The 19522-nt window shown below is 33.1% G+C and carries 17 protein-coding genes and 1 tRNA gene; 12 read left to right on the top strand and 6 right to left on the bottom strand.

Annotated features, from left to right (window positions below; translation table 11 throughout):
* Position 1: 1 nt before the first annotated feature.
* Positions 2-754: a methyl-accepting chemotaxis protein gene (locus tag METIN_RS00220; protein ID WP_013099464.1), complete on the bottom strand. Its 753-nt coding sequence runs from the start codon at positions 752-754 to the stop codon at positions 2-4.
* Positions 755-759: 5 nt separating this feature from the next.
* The gene (locus METIN_RS00215) at positions 760-1536 is read right to left on the bottom strand and encodes an MBL fold metallo-hydrolase (RefSeq protein ID WP_013099463.1); all 777 of its coding nucleotides are present in this window, start codon (positions 1534-1536) and stop codon (positions 760-762) included.
* A gap of 694 nt (positions 1537-2230) precedes the next feature.
* On the opposite strand from METIN_RS00215, the gene METIN_RS00210 reads away from it, so the two are divergent.
* On the top strand, positions 2231-2995 hold the full coding sequence (locus tag METIN_RS00210) for a DUF2334 domain-containing protein (RefSeq protein WP_013099462.1): 765 nt from the start codon (positions 2231-2233) through the stop codon (positions 2993-2995).
* Positions 2996-3009: 14 nt separating this feature from the next.
* Here the strand turns inward: METIN_RS00210 and METIN_RS00205 are convergent, their stop codons facing one another.
* Both METIN_RS00205 and METIN_RS00200 read right to left on the bottom strand, forming a co-directional pair.
* Positions 3010-5721, bottom strand: a complete 2712-nt coding sequence (locus tag METIN_RS00205) for a CDC48 family AAA ATPase (RefSeq protein ID WP_013099461.1) — start codon at positions 5719-5721, stop codon at positions 3010-3012.
* A 61-nt stretch (positions 5722-5782) separates the two neighbouring features.
* The gene (locus METIN_RS00200; RefSeq protein ID WP_048203244.1) at positions 5783-6136 is read right to left on the bottom strand and encodes a hypothetical protein; all 354 of its coding nucleotides are present in this window, start codon (positions 6134-6136) and stop codon (positions 5783-5785) included.
* A gap of 183 nt (positions 6137-6319) precedes the next feature.
* On the opposite strand from METIN_RS00200, the gene nifH reads away from it, so the two are divergent.
* From nifH to METIN_RS00145, 11 genes are all read left to right on the top strand, one after another.
* Positions 6320-7174, top strand: coding sequence for a nitrogenase iron protein (nifH, locus tag METIN_RS00195; RefSeq protein ID WP_013099459.1), 855 nt, complete (start codon positions 6320-6322; stop codon positions 7172-7174).
* A 42-nt stretch (positions 7175-7216) separates the two neighbouring features.
* Positions 7217-7534 carry a P-II family nitrogen regulator gene (locus METIN_RS00190; protein WP_013099458.1) on the top strand — a complete coding sequence of 106 codons (318 nt, stop codon included), beginning with the start codon at positions 7217-7219 and terminating at the stop codon, positions 7532-7534.
* Positions 7535-7550: 16 nt separating this feature from the next.
* On the top strand, positions 7551-7940 hold the full coding sequence (locus METIN_RS00185) for a P-II family nitrogen regulator (RefSeq protein ID WP_013099457.1): 390 nt from the start codon (positions 7551-7553) through the stop codon (positions 7938-7940).
* A 10-nt stretch (positions 7941-7950) separates the two neighbouring features.
* The gene (locus METIN_RS00180; RefSeq protein ID WP_013099456.1) at positions 7951-9384 is read left to right on the top strand and encodes a nitrogenase component I subunit alpha; all 1434 of its coding nucleotides are present in this window, start codon (positions 7951-7953) and stop codon (positions 9382-9384) included.
* Positions 9385-9395: 11 nt separating this feature from the next.
* Positions 9396-10784: a nitrogenase component 1 gene (locus METIN_RS00175; protein WP_013099455.1), complete on the top strand. Its 1389-nt coding sequence runs from the start codon at positions 9396-9398 to the stop codon at positions 10782-10784.
* Between the two features lie 15 nt (positions 10785-10799).
* Entirely contained in the window at positions 10800-11126 is a 327-nt protein-coding gene (locus tag METIN_RS00170; protein ID WP_013099454.1) for a hypothetical protein, read from the top strand.
* A gap of 2 nt (positions 11127-11128) precedes the next feature.
* Positions 11129-11386, top strand: coding sequence for a hypothetical protein (locus METIN_RS00165; RefSeq protein WP_013099453.1), 258 nt, complete (start codon positions 11129-11131; stop codon positions 11384-11386).
* Positions 11387-11448: 62 nt separating this feature from the next.
* Positions 11449-12081, top strand: coding sequence for a hypothetical protein (locus tag METIN_RS00160; RefSeq protein ID WP_013099452.1), 633 nt, complete (start codon positions 11449-11451; stop codon positions 12079-12081).
* A 2-nt stretch (positions 12082-12083) separates the two neighbouring features.
* Positions 12084-13439 (top strand): nitrogenase component 1, encoded by a 1356-nt coding sequence (locus METIN_RS00155; protein WP_013099451.1) that lies wholly within the window; start codon positions 12084-12086, stop codon positions 13437-13439.
* A 1083-nt stretch (positions 13440-14522) separates the two neighbouring features.
* Positions 14523-15986, top strand: coding sequence for a hypothetical protein (locus METIN_RS00150; RefSeq protein WP_013099450.1), 1464 nt, complete (start codon positions 14523-14525; stop codon positions 15984-15986).
* A gap of 1524 nt (positions 15987-17510) precedes the next feature.
* A tRNA-Thr gene (locus METIN_RS00145) sits at positions 17511-17588 on the top strand.
* Between the two features lie 3 nt (positions 17589-17591).
* Here the strand turns inward: METIN_RS00145 and mvk are convergent.
* Positions 17592-18455 (bottom strand): mevalonate kinase, encoded by an 864-nt coding sequence (mvk, locus tag METIN_RS00140; RefSeq protein WP_013099448.1) that lies wholly within the window; start codon positions 18453-18455, stop codon positions 17592-17594.
* Positions 18452-19444, bottom strand: coding sequence for a nucleotidyltransferase domain-containing protein (locus METIN_RS00135; RefSeq protein WP_013099447.1), 993 nt, complete (start codon positions 19442-19444; stop codon positions 18452-18454). Before METIN_RS00135 ends, mvk begins: the two co-directional genes overlap by 4 nt.
* Positions 19445-19522: the final 78 nt, after the last annotated feature.

Genomic DNA, 19522 nt, shown 5'->3' with positions numbered 1-19522 from the left:
ATTATTTCTTTTTTTCTTCTAACTGTGATGTTAGATCAATTAAGAGGGTACCAAGCTCTTTATTAAATTTTGACTGCATCTTATTAAGCTCTTCTAAAGCTAAGGACAATCCTTTTAATCCTTTAATGTCATGAACAATAATTTCCTGCTCTTTTGAGATCTCATCTAAGGTTTTACTAATATTAATAATTTTATCAATATCTTGGCTAAGAACCTCTGTTCCCTCTTTAATCTTATCAATAATTTCAAGGACATCAGCTAAGGTTTCCAAGTTTTGAAGAATTTCAGAGTTAAACTTATTTATCCTCTTTGTTAGCTCCATAGTTTTTACAGCCATTCTTCTTATCTCATCAGCTACAACAGCAAAACCTCTCCCATATTCCTTAGCCCTCTCAGCCTCAATAGAGGCATTTAGAGCCACTAAGTTAGTATGCTTAGCAACCTCTCCTATAGAATTGCTAATATCTGAGATATATTTTAGGTTCTCAACCAACTTATTGAACTCCTTAGAAAAGGTTTCAAGCTTTTGGAAGAATGGTAAAAAATCTTCCCTAAACTTCTCTAAGTCTCTGACAATCTTTGAGAGTTCACCAATATTTATAATAATTATATTGTTATTCTCCAAGAACTTACCAGATATTTCCTCAGCCAACTCACTGATAATTTTTGAAGTTTCTTTATTCCCAGCTTCTAACCTAACAGCATCTGAGAGAACATTTGAAGCCTTTTCAATGATAATATAATTCTTTTTCAATTTCCTCACCTAATTAAATCAGTTCCACACTTCAGATTTTCTAAGAAGTTGAAGAACCTACCTATATCTTTTTTCTGTATAATGGCCCCATGCTGTGGAAGGATAGCTTCAATACTTAAGCCTCTAACCCTTTTAACCCAATTTTTTAAAGCTACATTGTTAGCCATTAGCCTCTCATGTATAGGTTTCATAGCCTCAATATGCTTACTTATATCTTCAGCAACCAAGTAAGGCTTTTCTAAAAGAGCTATCCCAATATCTCCTGTAAATAAAAATTTACTCCTCCTATCATAAATTGTAAAATGTCCTGGACTGTGTAAAAAGTGAGCTGGGATAAACTCTAAGGTGGAGGAGCCAAATTTTAAAACATGCCCTTCATCTTCCAATGGATAGGCAACAGCATCTACATCTTCAAAACCAAAGTGAGGTAAGAACCTTATCCATAGCCAACTTGTAACAAGTTTAGCATTGGTTATAGTTCTCCATAGTGGGATACTTCCACAAACATCAGGATCTTGGTGGCACATGTAAATATATTCTATATTTTTTGGATTAATATACTTTGATATGTTGGCTAAAACCCTTGGAAATATCTTATATCCTCCTGGATCAACAAGGAAGCCTTTTCCTTTATTAACTATCAAATAGCTATTAATTTCAACATCTCCTTTTCCAAACCCAGAAGTTCCAAGATAAATAACCATGTGTTCCTTATCTTTGTATAGTATGTGATCTTTTCTTGGATCTAAGTTAGGATTGATAAAATATTCACCATTCTCCATACAAAACCCCTTAACTCTTTGTTAAATTTATTAAATTTTATTTTGTGGTGATGTTTATAAAAGTTATTATTGAATTAATTAATTTTTTTATTTGAGTCTATTGATTTATAATAGTAAAAATAAAATTAGTTTCCATCCCCTTAGGGGCGTTATTTTACGCTTTTAGTAGCTTCTTTAATTATATTTTTTAGCTTGTTTCCATCCCCTTAGGGGCGTTATTTTACAAGGTAAAATTTTGCTTGTTTATAACATTCGCTCTTATAGTATATAAGCTTTATCCCTAATCAACGGGATGAAGGTTAGGTTTTCCTATTTATTTAAAAAGATCCGAAGTTTGATAAAAATACTTACTTTCCTTAATACTAAAATAAAATTAAACCTTTAAACCAAAAACGAAATTTCCAAAGGGAAAACAAAACTCTAAAAACAAATAACCTAAAAAACTAAAAAATCCCAATAATTCATAAAAACCGAATATTTAAATTAATAATACAAAGCTACCCTCCGAAGCTAACTAAAAACTCACAAAAATCAAAAACTCACCCAAAAAGTAACAAAAACCTAAAAACAAAAACTTCAAACAAGATAAAACCATAAAACAAAATAAAGTAAGTGATCTTAAAACTATCAAAAATTAAATATATATGTAACAAAATTTAGTAAATTACTTAAATAAAACCAACTATGGGATACTATGAAAAAACCACATTATTTTATATTTTTAGGACTTGTATTAGCTCTATCAATATTATTTACAGTTACTTTTGGAAATAATAATGAAGTTGATCCTTTAGGTTATGCACTAAACTCAAATAACACTATAAAAGAGCCAATAATTTTTATTCATGATGTTAGCCCAAAATATTTTAATGAATTAAAAGATATTGAGAAAATAATAGATAAATATAACTATCAAGATAGAACTTACTTATTTATCATTGTTAACCATGCAAATAAGTATAATCTTAAAAACTACCCTAAATTTGTTGAGTACTTACATCATTTAGAAAGTAAGGGATATCATATAGAATATCATGGATATAATCATATAGGAGAAGAATTTAACTGTAATAAGTCTGTTGCAGAAGAAAAGCTAAATAATTCATTTAAAATAATAAAAGAGTGTGGATTTAATACTAAAAAAATAAAATATTTTATTCCACCAAGGTATAAAATATCAGAAGATGCAAAAGAAGTATTTCTAAGTAGGGATATTACAATTATTACAGACCATTACATACTAAAAAAAGAAAATGATTCAATTAAAAAAATTCTGATAACCAATAGAGAGTATACTTGGTACCTTCCAAAAGATTATCTTGAATCTGCTAAAAAATTAGCTAAGAAAGATTATGAATCTTCAAAATATCTATTCTGTTTGTCAATTCATCCAAAAGCTGTAAACTATGGAGGAGGCTTAGAGTTCTTAGATTACTTCTTAAATATGACTAAAAAATAAAAAAATTTAAGGGATTAAATAACTTCTCTATCCTCTTCTTCAGACTCTTCTAAACTTGTAGCTCTTCCATACTCTTTAGCTAACCTCTCATAAACCTTCATATCTTCCTTACTAACAGATGGCTTTATCTTCTTGAGAGCCTTCATGAAGTGCTCTTTTCTAACTTTAATGTCTTTTGTTGTAGCCTTTAATCTTATACTTTCAATATCCTTTAGAGCATTCTTTAGCTCATCTAAGGAAGTGCCAAATCTCTGTAGGATGTTTTGAGCACTCTTTATAATTTCACTTATCTCCTCAGCCTTTACATCCTCTTTTAGCCCAGCTATCTTATCCTTTAAGCTAACTATGCTATTAACCATTTCCTCTAACTTTTTAAGTAAGTCTTTTAAGTACTTAGCTAACTTCTTGGCATTCTCTTTTTCAGATGGTTTTAGATCAAGTTCTTCTATTTTCTTAAGGAAGCTTTCTATATCTTTCTCAGCTTTCTCAATCTTCTCTCTTAGTGGATCAGATAAGCTAATAATCTTCTCCAATGATCTCTTCAATTCATCAAACTCTTTCTTACTGACACTTTCCTTTTCCTTAGTAGCCTTTATAACACTGTTAAGCTCAACAGCTAAGGCTCTAAATGCTCCAGAGATTGCTTGTAAGTAGTTAATTAGCTCTCTTAAATCTTTCTCAATGTCCCAAGGCTCTCCTATTCCTTCTCTAACTGCAAGCATTGCAGCCTCTCTACATACAGCCTCTATGTCAGCTCCAGTATATCCTTCAGTTTTCTTAGCAAGCTCTTCTAAGTCAACATCTTCAGCCAAGGACATGCCTCTTGTGTGTATCTTGAATATGTCTAACCTTGCCTTCTCATCTGGAACTGGGACTAAGATGATTCTATCTAACCTTCCTGGTCTTAATAGTGCTGGGTCTATAATATCTGGCCTATTTGTAGCTGCTATGACAACAACATCCTTAGGCTCTTCTAAACCATCAAGCTCAGTTAATATTTGATTGACAACCTTATCAGTAACTCCTGAGCTTATATCTCTTCCTCTCTTTGGAGCAATAGCATCAATTTCATCAAAGAATATGATACATGGAGCATTCTGTCTTGCCTTCTTGAATATCTCTCTTATAGCTTTCTCACTCTCACCTACCCACTTACTAAATATCTCTGGCCCTTTAACACTTATGAAGTTAGCTCCAGCCTCATTAGCTACAGCCTTGGCTAATAAAGTCTTCCCTGTTCCTGGTGGACCAAATAGTAATACTCCCTTTGGAGGTCTAACTCCAATTTTGTCAAAGACATCCTTAGCCTTTAATGGCCATTCTACAGCCTCTCTAAGCTCTTGCTTAACCTCTTCTAACCCTCCAATGTCTTCCCACTTAACATTTGGAACTTCAACTAAAACCTCTCTCATTGCTGATGGCTCAACATCTTTTAAAGCTTCCTTGAAGTCATCCATTGTAACCTTTAAGTTGTCAAGAACTTCCTTAGGAATCTCTTCAGCCTCTAAGTCTATATCTGGAAGCACTCTTCTTAAAGCTCTCATTGCTGCCTCTTTACATAGAGCAGCTAAGTCAGCTCCAACAAATCCATGGGTTACATCTGCTAAGTAGTCAAGATCAACATCTTCAGCCAATGGCATATTTCTTGTGTGTATTTGTAATATCTCCTTTCTTCCCTCTCTATCTGGAACTCCTATAACAATCTCTCTATCAAATCTTCCAGGTCTTCTTAAAGCTGGATCTAAAGCATCTGGCCTATTTGTAGCTCCAATAACTACAACTTGCCCTCTTCCCTTCAATCCATCCATTAAGGTTAAGAGCTGAGCTACTAACCTTCTCTCAACTTCTCCTGTAGCCTCATCCCTCTTAGGAGCTATAGCATCAATTTCATCAATGAAGATGATGGAAGGAGCATTCTCTTCAGCTTCTTCAAATATCTTTCTTAAGTTCTCTTCAGTTTCTCCAACATACTTACTCATTATTTCTGGTCCATTTATGACATAGAAGTTAGCTCCAGCCTCATTAGCTACAGCCTTGGCTAATAAAGTCTTCCCTGTTCCTGGTGGTCCAACTAAGAGAACCCCCTTAGGTGGTTCAATTCCTAACTTCTCAAAGAGCTCAGGGTGTTTCATTGGAAGCTCTATCATCTCTCTAACTTTTCTAACCTCTTCTTTTAATCCTCCAATGTCTTCATAAGTGACATCTGGAATTCTACTCTCTTCAACCTCTTTAGTTGGCTCTTCTCTTAACTCTACTTGAGTGAATTCAGTAACCTTAACAGGCCCTTTAGGTTCAGTTTTAACAACTACAAAGGTTAAAGCTGTCCCTAAAACCCCTATAGTTAATTTAGATCCCTTGTTTAAAACTTGTCCTATTATCTTTCTTTTAACAAAGTCTTCAAATCCAGGACCAAACCTTATAGGCTGAGTTGGAGCTAAAACAATCTTCTTAGCCTCTTTTATTTCAACCTTCTTAACCTTTACTCTATCTCCAATCCCAACTCCAGCATTCTGTCTAATATAACCATCAATTCTAATTATATTCCTACCAGCATCTTCTAAGAAACCTCTGTAAACTACAGCATAAGCCTTTCCTTTTGGTCCCTCAATTTCTATAACATCCCCTGGTTTTAAGTTAAGTTCATCCATTACATAAGGGTCAATTCTTGCTATCCCTCTACCTACATCTCCCTGATAAGCTTCAGCAACCTTCAACTCTTTAACCATTTATTTCACCTGATTTCATATTTTATGAATTATATTCCTTTGAAGTTCTATATAAACTTTTTTATTCAGGAATTTCCAATATATGGAAATTATAAATTCTTGTGAATCCACAGTTTCTACATCTAACTATTAACTTACTCTCAGTTAAAATAATGTCTTGTACACTCTCCTTTTTACAGTTGAAACAGACAGCCAACTTTTCTAAAAACCAAGGCTCATACTTATGCTTTTTCTCTTTCTCCTCTTTTATAATATCTTCACTCATCACTCCAACATTTTTTATAATATAGTATCTTTTAGCCCCACAGTTTGAACAAGTAATTAAAGCTTGATTTAAGAAGATCTCAATTATTTGATCAACATACTGCTTACAGTTAAAGCATGTAGTTTTCTTTTTTAGTAACCACTTCTCCATCATTTTCACCTAACTTATTACTCTTTTCTTGTCCTTTTAAATATATTTTGGTTTTATGCCCATTCTTTATATTGGGAAATAGGTTTCCTAATACCGAAAGTTTTATATACTACAAGTTAGAAGTATTATTTAGCTCTCGGAAATAAGCTTCCTACTTCCTACATAAAGAGCATAGGTGAGATGATGAGCTTTGACGAAATTGCCCCAAATGCTAAGAAAGTAGCAATTTACGGAAAAGGAGGGATAGGGAAGAGTACAACTACACAAAATACAGCAGCAGCTTTAGCATACTACTACAAATTAAAGGGAATGATTCACGGCTGTGATCCTAAGGCGGATTCAACAAGAATGATATTACATGGAAAGCCCCAAGAGACAGTTATGGATGTTTTGAGAGAAGAAGGAGAAGAAGGAGTTACCTTAGAAAAGGTTAGAAAAGTAGGATTCTGTGGAATTTATTGTGTTGAATCTGGAGGACCAGAGCCAGGGGTTGGATGTGCAGGAAGAGGGGTTATAACTGCTGTCAATCTAATGAAAGAGCTTGGTGGATATCCAGATGATTTAGACTTTCTCTTCTTTGACGTCCTTGGGGATGTTGTCTGTGGAGGTTTTGCCATGCCTCTAAGGGATGGGTTGGCTAAGGAAATTTACATAGTTTCCTCTGGAGAAATGATGGCACTTTACGCAGCTAACAACATTGCTAAGGGTATCTTAAAATATGCTGAGCAGTCAGGAGTTAGATTAGGAGGAATAATTTGTAACTCAAGAAATGTTGATGGAGAAAGAGAGTTAATGGAAGAGTTCTGTGATAAGTTAGGAACTAAGCTTATTCACTTCATTCCAAGAGACAATATAGTTCAGAAGGCTGAGTTTAACAAGATGACAGTAGTTGAATTTGCTCCAGATCATCCACAGGCTTTAGAGTACAAGAAGTTAGGAAAGAAGATTATGGACAATGATGAACTTGTAATTCCAACTCCATTAAGCATGGATGAGTTGGAGAAGTTGGTTGAGAAGTATGGGTTATATGACAAATAAATTTAAATTTTTTAATTTTTAATCATTTGTGAGGTGGAGTAAGTGAAGTTAATAAAAGCTATTATCAGGCCAGAGAAGGTTGATGATGTAGTTGATGCTTTAGAGAAAGCAGGCTATCCTTCTTTCACAAAAATAAATGTTGTTGGTAGAGGGAAGCAGGGAGGAATAAAGGTTGGAGAGATCTTTTATGATGAGTTGCCAAAGGTTATGCTTCTCATAGGGGTTAATGATGATGAGCTTGATGAGGTTGTTGAAATAATAAAAAATAATGCCTATACTGGAAACTTTGGGGATGGAAAAATCTTTATTCAGCCAATTGAGGAAGCTTATACAATTAGAACAGGAGAAAAAGGACTTTAAGTTTTCTGGTGATTTCATGAAAGAAGTTATGGCTATAATAAGGCCTAAGATGGTGGCTAAGACAGGGAAAGCATTGGAAGCTGTAGGTTTTCCAGCAATGACTGTTATAGAGTGCTTTGGTAGGGGAAAGCAGAAGGGATATGTTGATGTAAATTTACCAGAGTGCTGTGTTGATATAAAGAAGGTTATTGAAGAGGGAGAGAAGGAAGGAAGATTCATTAAGTATATTCCAAAAAGGCTGATCTCAATAGTTGTAAATGATGAAGATGTTCCTTTAGTTGTAGGAATTATTATGAAGGTTAATAGAACTGGGAAGCATGGAGATGGGAAGATCTTTGTTCTACCAGTAGAGGAAGCTATAAGGATAAGAACAGGAGAGACTGGAGAGCAAGCCATAGGAAATTAAAGGTGAGAGGATGCCATTTGTGTTATTAGATTGTGATAAGCCAATTCCTGAAAGGATGAAACATACTTACATCTATGATCCTGAAGAGGAGATAATTCCAGCATGTAATATAAAGACAATCCCTGGGGATATGACAGAAAGAGGCTGTTCCTTTGCAGGAGCAAGGGGGGTTGTAGGAGGGCCAGTAAAAGATGTCATCCATATGGTTCATGGTCCTATTGGTTGTGCCTTTTACACTTGGGGAACAAGGAGAAATTTGTCAGATTTTGAGCTTCATAGGAGATATTGTTTTTCAACAGATATGCAAGAGGCTGATATAGTTTATGGAGGAGAGAAGAAATTAGAGAAGGCTTGTATAGAAGCTGCTGAAGAATTTCCAGAGGCTAAGGGAATTTTCATCTATGCCACCTGTCCAACAGCCTTAATAGGAGACAACTTAGAGGCAGTGGCAAGAAAGGTTGAGGAAAAGATAAAAAAGCCTGTCTTTGCCTGTAACTCTCCAGGGTTTGCTGGCTGTTCTCAATCAAAGGGGCATCATATATTTAACACAGAATTTTACAGATGGTTAAGGAAGGCAAGGGAAAAATATCCTGAAAAGTGCTTAAAGGAAGAGGAAAAGACTCCTTATGATATTGCAATAGTTGGAGAATATAACATGGACTGGGATTTGAAGGTTATAAAACCATTATTTGAAAAAATTGGCTGTAGAGTTGTGGCTGTCTTTACAGGAAATGCATCATTAGATGATCTCTTCAAATTACCAGATGTAAAGCTCTGTGTTGTCCATTGTCAAAGATCAGCTAACTATATTGCTGAAATGATCAGAGATGGATACAATGTCCCAAGAGTTTGGGTTTCTCTATTTGGAATAGAGCAAACAGCTGAAGCTTTAAGAAAGACAGCTGAGGTTTTGGGAATAGATAAGGAGAAGGTTGAGCAAGTCATTAAGGAAGAAGTTGAGGCAATTAAGCCACAGTTAGAATTTTACAAGTCTAAGTTAGAGGGTAAAAGATGCTTAGTCTATGTTGGAGGACCAAGAACTTGGCACTGGATTAGAATGTTTAAAGAGCTTGGAGTTGATGTTGTAGTAGCCTGCTGTACCTTTGCCCATGAAGATGACTATGAGAAGTTAAATAGAAATTTAAAGAAAGCTGGGCTAAAGGGAACTTTGGTTATAGATGCTCCTAATGAGCTTGAGTTAGAAGAGGCTATTCACAAGTATAAGCCAGACTTCATGCTTACAGGATTGAAGGAGAGATATCTATTTAGAAAGTATGGAGTTCCAACTATCAACTCTCACAGCTATGAACAAGGGCCATACGCAGGATTTAGAGGATTTGTTAACTTTGCAAGAGATATTTACAAAGCTGTCTGTCATCCAATTTGGGACATCTTAAAAGAGGGAGAGAAGAAGTTTGAAGAATTTAAGAAAAAGAATAATTAAGAGTGATATCTATGGGAATAACCTATGTTGAAAAGCAGAGAGCTGTAACAATAAACCCTAATAAAATTTGCCAACCTATTGGAGCCATGTGGGCAACCCTTGGGGTTCATAGAGCTATCCCATTTGTTCAGGGATCACAGGGTTGCTGTACCTATGTGAGATATACATTTAATAGACACTTTAGAGAACCAGTTTCCATAGCTGTAGCTTCTTTCCATGAAGATGCTGCTGTCTATGGAGGGATGAAAAATTTAGTTGAGGGGATAAGGAACTTAGTGGCAAGATATGATCCTGACTTAATCTCTGTTGTCACTACATGTTCTTCAGAAACTATTGGGGATGATATTGAAGCATTTATAAGAGCTGCAAGGAAGAAGATAGCTAAGGAGTTTGGAGAAGAGAAGGCTAAGCTTCCAATTATTCCAGTTCATTGCCCATCCTATCAGGCAAGCCATGTTAAAGGCTATGACAATGCATCAAAGGCTTTCTTGGAGTATTTAGCTAAGAAAGATGAGGAGAAAGAGCCACATAAGATAAATATTATCCCTGGCTTTGGAGTGAACCCTGGAGACATCTTAGAAATTAAAAGAATCTTAGACATGTTTGGATTGAAAGAGGGAGAAGATTATTCAATACTGTTTGATATAAGTGAAACTCTATACCAACCTTTAAGAGAGCCTATAAAGGAGATTCCTTACTATCCAAAGGGTGGGACAAAGGTTGAGGAATTTGTTGATGCTGCCAATGCAAAGGCAACCTTTGCCCTCTGTAAGCATGCTGGTGGAGCTGGAGCTCTTTACTTACAGAGGAAATATAAAGTTCCAGCCTACTATGGCTTACCAATTGGAATAAAGAATACTGATGACTTCATAATAAATATTGCTAAAGTTACTGGTTTAGACATTCCTGACAAGCTGTTAGACGAGAGAGGGAAGTTAATTGATGCCATTGTTGATACTGTCCATTATACAATGGATAAGAAAGTTGGGATCTTTGGAGATCCTGACTTTGTCATAGCTGTTTCAAGATTCTGCTGTGAGATTGGAATGAAGCCAGTGGTGGTTAATACTCAAACCCCTTCAAATACTTACAAGAAGGCAATGGAAGAGATAGCAAATGAGTATAATGTAGATATAGAGGTTCAGTTCTCTGACTTATGGGACTTTGAAAAGTCTGTTAAAAAGATTGGAGTAGATCTCTTAATAGGCCATCCAAGGGGAGGGGTTAAGATAGCTGAAGACTTGGGAATTGGATTAGTAAGGATGGGCTTCCCAATCTATGATAGAGTTGGCTATTTCAGATGGCCAATAGTTGGATACATGGGAAGCTTAAGATTCTTTGATGAGATTGTGAATACTATCTTAGATACACAGGTTCCATGGGATCAAAAGCAACAGTAAAAAAAAAGGGAAAGTATGATAGTGGAGTTTAAAAAATATGATGAGTATGGGAACATTGTAGAAGGTGATAATTTTCATTGTATTGTCTTTTACATAAAAAAGAAAGAGATTCCCCATGAGAATGCTATACTCTTTGAAGCTGTTAAGGTTGAAAATATCCCTGGAATTGTGGCAAGGTATTTAATTGATGAAATTGAAAGTGGATATGGAAAGCCAGAGGAGGTTAAGGATGTTGAAGAGCTAAAGAAGTATGGAGTACCTGATGATATAATAGATACTATAAAAGAGACTCTAAGGAAGTATGGAATCAATTGGCTATTTAAAGTTAGAGAGGCTGAATAGCCATGTGCCATGGAGAGATAGGGATATTTAGAGGATTTATAATTAGAGATGGGCAAAAGATTCCTTTGATAGAGGTTAATAAGGAGATAGTAGAGCTTTCTATTCCAATTCCAGAGGATATAAAGGTTGGAGATAAGATAATGGTTTATAATGCCTATCACTTTGACTATGAATTTAAAACTTTAAATTTAAATATCTCACTTAAGGGGTTGAAGAATATTATAAGATCATTATTTAGCCCAAGACTTAGCTACCTATAATTTTTTATTTCCCTTAGGAAATAACTTTCCTATTTCCTAAAATTTTAAATTGGTGGAAAAGCATGAAAACCTTATTTTTAGGGAAAGAGTTGGATGGAGTAGAGTCTTACAATGTTGAGGATTGTATGTTCCTTCCTTTCAATGCTATAGATATAGCAAAGTATAACTTATCTATCATCTACTTACCACTCTTCTTTAAAGACTTAACAAGTTACTCAGCAAATCAAGCCAGTGTTATAACCATCTTAAAAGACTTGAAAATTATGGAGTGCTTAGAAAAGCCTAACTGTAATGTTGTAGTTATAGATCCCTACTTTAAAGATATCTCAAGGGGAAGGGTGTTAGAGCATTATTTAATGAAGCACATAACAAGGGATGAATTTACAGTTAAGGTTAAGGAGGGAGAAGATATTAAGGTGAAGGATGAGAAATTTAAGCCATATATTGATTTAATTGGGAGATATAGCCATATCTATAATATCTCTGATGAAAATGGAAAGCTTGGTTTAGTTGATTCTCTAACACTCTTTTCTGACTATGAAACTTTGGATTATGAAGTTCTATTCTCAAATGAAAAGGAAGAAGTTTTAGGAATTAAAATTTACAGAGAAGGCTCTTTATATATTTTACACCCACCAAGGGAAGGGTTTAAGGATTATGTAAAGTTAATTGAGATTCTAAGCTGTGTGGTGTAACCATGGCCTCTGAAAATTTTAAGATAACTCCTTACAAGGTGACATTAAAAAAGGATGGCTTACCAAGGTGTGGAACAAGGTCTACTCCAGGGGTTATAACACAGAGGAGCTGTGTCTATTATGGAGCAAGGTGGATCTTAGCTCCTATAAAGAATAGTATTCATATTATTCATAGCCCTATAGGTTGTGCATACTATGGAGCAACTGTTAGGAAAAAAACTTACACAATAGCAAGCTCTGACATAAGTGAGATTGAAATTATCTATGGAGGAGAGAAAAAGTTAAAAAAAGCTATTTTAGAGGCTGCAAGAGAACTTAAGGGAGAGGTTATTTTTGTTTATTTGACATGTCCAACAGCATTAAATGGAGATAATATAGAGGCTGTATGTAGAGAAGCTGAAGAGATTTTAAAAATTCCTGTAATTCCTGTCTATTCTCCTGGCTTTGCTGGCTGTTCCCAAGCTAAAGGGCATGAAATAGGGATGAAAGCTTTATTTAGGCTAATTGATAGAAATGTAGATAGTGCTAAAGAGTTAATAAAGAAAAAGAGAAGATACAAGTTTTATAAGATTTCAAAGGATGAGGAATTAACAGTAAATATTATTGGAGAGTTTAATGTTTCCCATGACTTGGAAGTGATAAAAGAGTTACTAAGTAAGTTAGGGATAAGGGTTATTTGCACCTTTACAGGAGATTGTGATCTTAAGAGCATGTCAGAGTCTAAGAAGGCTAAGTTAAACTTGGTTCATTGTAGGTCAACTGGGAAATATATAGCTAACTATATGGAAGAGAAGTATGGGATTCCTCAAATGAAGGTTTCATTTTTTGGAATCTCTAACACTCAAAAGTCCCTATTGGAGATAGGAAAGTTTTTTAATATTGAGGAGAGAGCTGTAGAAGTGATAAAAGAGGAATACAACAAAATTAAAGAAGAGCTTAAATTTTACTTAGAGAAGCTTGAGGGTAAGAAAGTTGGCATGTTCATGGGAGGGTCAAAGATTGGCTTACTTTCAGCAGCTTTTAGGGATATAGGGATGGAGCCAATCATTATAGGCTCTCAATTTGGAAGCTTAGAGGATTACTTAGAGGCTTATATAAATGCTGAAGATAACACAATTTTGGTAGATGATGCCTCTAATGTAGATTTACAGATAATGATGGAAAACAAAAAGCCAGACATCTTTATAGGAGGGACTAAAGAGAAGTTCTTAGCCCTTAAATTAGGAATTCCTTTCTTATCCTTTCCACAGGATAACTATCCATTCACTGGCTTCACTGGCTTCTTAAACTTTGCAAGAGAGGTTTATAAAGCTATTTATCATCCAATTTGGAAGCTAATAAAATTTGAGATAAACTAATTTTTTTATTTTAATTTACTGACAGTGTGATTACGATATTCCTTTCTTTATTAGTTCTTTACTACACTCTTTAATTACTTCATAAAACGATAGTCCATATTTCTGGCTTAAATATTCTATGCAGTTTGATACCATTACCATAAATCTAACGAATTCAATGTTACTCTTTTTAGACGTTAGATAGTTTCCTTCAATTTCTAAAATCGATTTGTCCCTTCTATGTTTTTCTTCTATCTTTGATCTCTTCATATACTCGTTTATTATGTTCTCTGCCTTACTTTTTATAGTTTGTAGAGACTAAATACATTAGTTTTCGCTTACGAAGTAAGTGAGCAACGAAATGCGAAGCATTTCGTCTAATTTCTGATTTTCCATTAACACTGCAACGATTTTAACTTTACCAACATCGGGAATATTCACGATTTTAGTAGATAATCTAAACTTTATTCCATTAATAGTCCTTAATTTAAGCTTTTCTTTCTCGAAATCTTTCCTAAACAATTCTTCTATCTTAACCTTCTTACCGAAATACTCAACTATGATGTTTTTCTTAAGTTTACCAATATATTACATTACCTAATTCTTTAGATTTCTTCATAATTTTCTTTGTCGTTACAAAAGTGTCTCCTACAACCGTCCTGATATTTATGTGAGATAGAAATCTAATAATTTCTATGAATATATCTGTAGATTTTTTACTAAGTGGTTTTATTGTGGTGTAAATTGTATATATCCCTTTTTTTTTTCGTGATAAATACAGTAGTTTATTTGTTCTTGATATGGTTTACTATGTCTTTCGATGTAGTTGTGTCTAATACTGCATCCATAAACTTTTTCACTCCATCCTCTTAGTATCATATATTGAATTAGAAGCAGATAATCAAGTTCTTAAAGATTCTGATAAAATATCAAGGGCATGTGAATATGTTAAAGCACAGAAAGATTCAGTAGTTGGCGATATTTGGCCACAGAGAGCATATTACTTTAGTACACAAAAGGAAGTAATTGATAGAGTTAGATACACTTGTCCAGAATGGTAGATAATTATTTTATATATGATTATATTTTTTTAGTGGTGATATAATGGCAAAAAAATTCATTCTTTTAAGTTTTCTTATATTACTATCAATTATAACAGTAAATGCATCAGGTAATAGGATTTTTATAACCACTTCAGACAATTGGGTAATCATATACAACAATAACATTTACCTATACAATGGAACTTTATATAATATTACTCCAAAATATATTGTTTTTTTTAATAAAACATACACCAGTAGTGAAATTAATGAACATTATGGATACTTATTTTATATTGACAGTTTTTATTTAGCAAATAAAACTTATTTTGTATGTGATGCATGGGATGGATGCCGTATAGGTAAATTGGATATCAATAATAGAAAGCTTTATCTATATCCTTGGATTCCTTTTGGAAAATATCACAGTTTGAAAAGTAATGGCAAAGAGGCTTTGGCATGTTTTGATAATAAAGAGGGTATGGGGGCAAAGCCAATATTAATTGAATTAAAATACAACAAATCATCTAAATATGGGCTAACTTATAAAGGGGATAGTTTTTATGGGCTAAATTTAGAGTTAGAAGAATATTTGTTCAAATATGTTAATCACTTTAAGGATTATTATACATATGATTTTGAACTTCAACCTTATACTTTTGATTACAATTCAAAAGATAAATATTGGCTCATTTATGTTAATGGGGATTATTTAGTTGGTTATTTAAAAAAAGATACGAGTATAAAGTATGTAGATAACAACATTTCATGCTTTGTGAAATACAATGGCACTTTTTATGATTTTAAAAATTTTAATTATTTATTATCTCAGATTGTCTATAATAAATATGGAAATCAGTGGATTGGGGTTAACAAGAACAAATTATACATTTTGGATAATAATATAAGTATAATAAAAACTATTAACCTAAACAAAAGCATATATAAAGTTTTTCCAATAGATAGAAATAATATTTATTTAATTTATCCCAAAAAGGCAGTTGTAGAAATTTTGAAAATAGAAAAGATTAGAGTTAAAAATAATCTTAGTAAGGAGATCGTGGAAAAATATAAGCAGTATAATAAAACGCCTCCTCTTTATATTACAAAATATAGAGAAACAAAAATTGGAGAAAAAGTAGTGGATATTAAAGATTTATCAAATTTAGAGAGCAATAATTACGAATACAGAGTTAAAAACTACATCTTAGGCATTGAAAAAATTAATTTAAAGAATGATAAAGTTACTGAAATAGATACTGATAGTTTAAATCCTATAGAGATAGAATATAATGGGAAAGAATTTCTTTTAATTGGAAATGATTCATCATTATATATATTTAACAATGGAACATATAAAAAAATTGCTAATTTGAATGAATTTGACAATAAAAATATTCAAAATTCCAATAACAAAATAATAAAAGGAAAATTTGAAAATATAGCAACAAATTATTACATATATGTAGTTGTTATGGTAATCTTTATAATTCTTGGTTATATTTTATGGAAAAAGTCAAATTAATCTTTATTTTTTTTCTATTTTATATCTGTATCTTTAATTCTTTCAATTTATAAAGTATCATAATAATTATGCTTAACCTTAAAATTTTATGATTCATCATAATAATTATACAAAAAGCATAATTTTTATGCTCAAATTCAAAAATTATGGCCAAATAAGAATTAAATTTAAATATAACTGATAGTGTGATTTAACAACACTAACTTTAAAACCAAAAAATAGAAATATGTAGCACTCAAATAACTCGTTAAAAAAACGGTGAAACCACCATGCTAACAGCACTTAATAGTATACTCAACTAATTCTATAAATAGGTTAGGATTTAACTGTTCAGAAGAGTTATCCAAGTTCGCACAGGTTAGAATACTAACGCCGATAAAAACTACCAAAGCATTTTCAGAGCATATCTCGGGAATTCACAGAACAACTATCGTTAAAAACCTACAAAAACTATCTGAAGACGAGTTTTATTTATATACTCAACTATCTAACCTTCCCGGTATTTTGGATGACAATAGATTTAAATACACTACAATAATCGATTCAACACTACTAAGAGGATGGAGTGAAAAAGTTTATGGATGCAGTATTAGACACAACTACATCGAAAGACATAGTAAACCATATCAAGAACAAATAAACTACTGTATTTATCACGAAAAAAAAAAGGGATATATACAATTTACACCACAATAAAACCACTTAGTAAAAAATCTACAGATATATTCATAGAAATTATTAGATTTCTATCTCACATAAATATCAGGACGGTTGTAGGAGACACTTTTGTAACGACAAAGAAAATTATGAAGAAATCTAAAGAATTAGGTAATGTAATATATTGGTAAACTTAAGAAAAACATCATAGTTGAGTATTTCGGTAAGAAGGTTAAGATAGAAGAATTGTTTAGGAAAGATTTCGAGAAAGAAAAGCTTAAATTAAGGACTATTAATGGAATAAAGTTTAGATTATCTACTAAAATCGTGAATATTCCCGATGTTGGTAAAGTTAAAATCGTTGCAGTGTTAATGGAAAATCAGAAATTAGACGAAATGCTTCGCATTTCGTTGCTCACTTACTTCGTAAGCGAAAACTAATGTATTTAGTCTCTACAAACTATAAAAAGTAAGGCAGAGAACATAATAAACGAGTATATGAAGAGATCAAAGATAGAAGAAAAACATAGAAGGGACAAATCGATTTTAGAAATTGAAGGAAACTATCTAACGTCTAAAAAGAGTAACATTGAATTCGTTAGATTTATGGTAATGGTATCAAACTGCATAGAATATTTAAGCCAGAAATATGGACTATCGTTTTATGAAGTAATTAAAGAGTGTAGTAAAGAACTAATAAAGAAAGGAATATCGTAATCACACTGTCTCAGTTAATTTAATAATTTTATTTGCTCTTTTCATATTACTTTAGGCCATCCTATCTTAGAAACTCTGATTTATTAAATTCTATAAATTCTTTGATTTGTAGTAAAATTTATATACTACCTTTTTAAATTTATTTTTCGTGCCTCGGTAGCTCAGCCTGGTCAGAGCGCCTGCTTGGTAAGCAGGAGGTCGCGGGTTCAAACCCCGCCCGAGGCTCCATTTTTATGCAAGGTAGAGGCTTTTAACAATCTTTTCTATTAACTCTTTTTCTTCTTCATTTAAATCCCCTAAGATAATTACACATCCTCCTCCCCCAGCCCCTGTTAGCTTAGCCCCACAACCAAATTTTTTAGCTAATCTAACAACTCTATTTAACCCTTTTGTAGAGACTCCTAATTTATCTAATAGCTTATGATTCTCTAACATAAGCTCTTTAATTCTCTCCACATCTGAGCTTAAGGCTTCCCTTGTTATTTCCTCAATCTCCTTAAAAATCTCCTCCTTCTCCTCTTTTTCAGAAACCACTTTAATAAGATCAGCTGTCTTCATTTCCCTCTCTTCAACATAAGCTATATACAACTTTTCCTCTCTAACAGTTTTTTCAAATTCATCAATGAAACTAAATTCATTATTTCTTATTTTTAATGCCCTCTCATAGGAGATTGTGTAAGTGTCAGTGATACTTGCTTTTCCTTGAACTTCTCTCTCAACCCTATGGGAAAGCTTGGCTATCTCTTTCTTAGGTAAGTTAAGGTTAAAAAATTTTGATAAAGCCCTTATAGTGGCTACAACCACAGAGGCAGAGCTTCCAAGCCCACAACTCACTGGAAGCTCTGAACTTACAGATAAAAAGAAAGGCTCTTTAACCTTTAAAAGCTCTATAGCTTTAATAACATATCTAAAGTCCTTATCTTTCTTAGCCTCTTCAAAACCTAACTTTTTATTAAGATTCTTTAGCTCAATAACTAAATTATCATTTTTTTTAATATTTACATTGGTGGATAAATTTATTGGTAAAGAGAGAGCTGTATAGCCATAGACTACAGCATGCTCTCCAAAGAAAATAACCTTTCCCTTAGCCTTCATCTTATCAGCTTTATATATTCATTGTAAGCCTCTCTTGTTGTTCCAACTACAACCCTCTTATAGCTTCCTTCCTTAGTTATCACTTCCTCTAACTTTCCCCTAACCTCCATCTCTTCCCCTTTAAAGCACTGACCAGCATAAGTATGGGTGAAGGAAACTACTTCTCTTACTTCTTCATGCTCAACTATATATAAAGCTGGATTGTCAAAGATAAAGCTGTCATCTAAAACTCTTGCTCTTATCTTCACATAACCTAAAGGCTTAAATCTTTTCTCCCCATAATTTTCATTAATTTCATCCCACTCTCTAACAAAGAGGAGGTCAAACATAGTATTATCTATAACTCCCCTATTCCACTTCCTTTTTTCATGAAAGAGAAAGTCTTCAAAGCTTAGAGTATTATCTTTTATCCTCTTTTTATAAGCTTTTTCCCAAAACTCTAAATTTAGGCTTTCTAACTTCCCTTCTTCAACAGCCATCTTTAAGTATTCTCTTCCCAACCTGTGCCACTTGCTACCATAAATGATAAAGTCTATATCAGAATTTTCATTATTTAGCCTTATTAATGTTGATCCAGTCACTCCCATCTGACTCATTGGAATTCCATAATCTTCAAAGATTAGAGCTAACTTTCTAATCTTCTCCTCCAACCTATTTTTTGGCTCTTCTATAATTTCCTCTAACCTCCTCTTTGGATAATAAACTTTTTCAATCTTTTCTTTAGGTACAGCATGCATTAAAACATTTAGATAGTTATCATAGAATAAATAATCTTTAAAGTTCTCCTCTAAGAATTTATAGGCTATTTTACTATCTGATAGCTTAACATACTTCTCTCCATCTATCTCTCTAACCTCATCACTGTAGTGTTTCCCAAGCTCATAAGGCACATATCTTAAAAAGGCAAAAACTCTATCCTCTGGATGGACATAGGAGTTAACAGCAAAGTACAAACCTTCACTTGTTTTTATAAAATCTCTAATCCTCATAGTTTCCCTATTTTATAATAAGCTAAATTTAAAGATATTTCTTTTCTGGTTTATAATCTTTAAGTAAAATAAAGTATA

Source organism: Methanocaldococcus infernus ME, assembly GCF_000092305.1.
GTDB lineage: Archaea > AGJL01 > Methanococci > Methanococcales > Methanocaldococcaceae > Methanocaldococcus > Methanocaldococcus infernus.
Note: the sequence above shows the minus strand (reverse complement) of the source record. Positions and strands in the feature narration are given on the sequence as shown.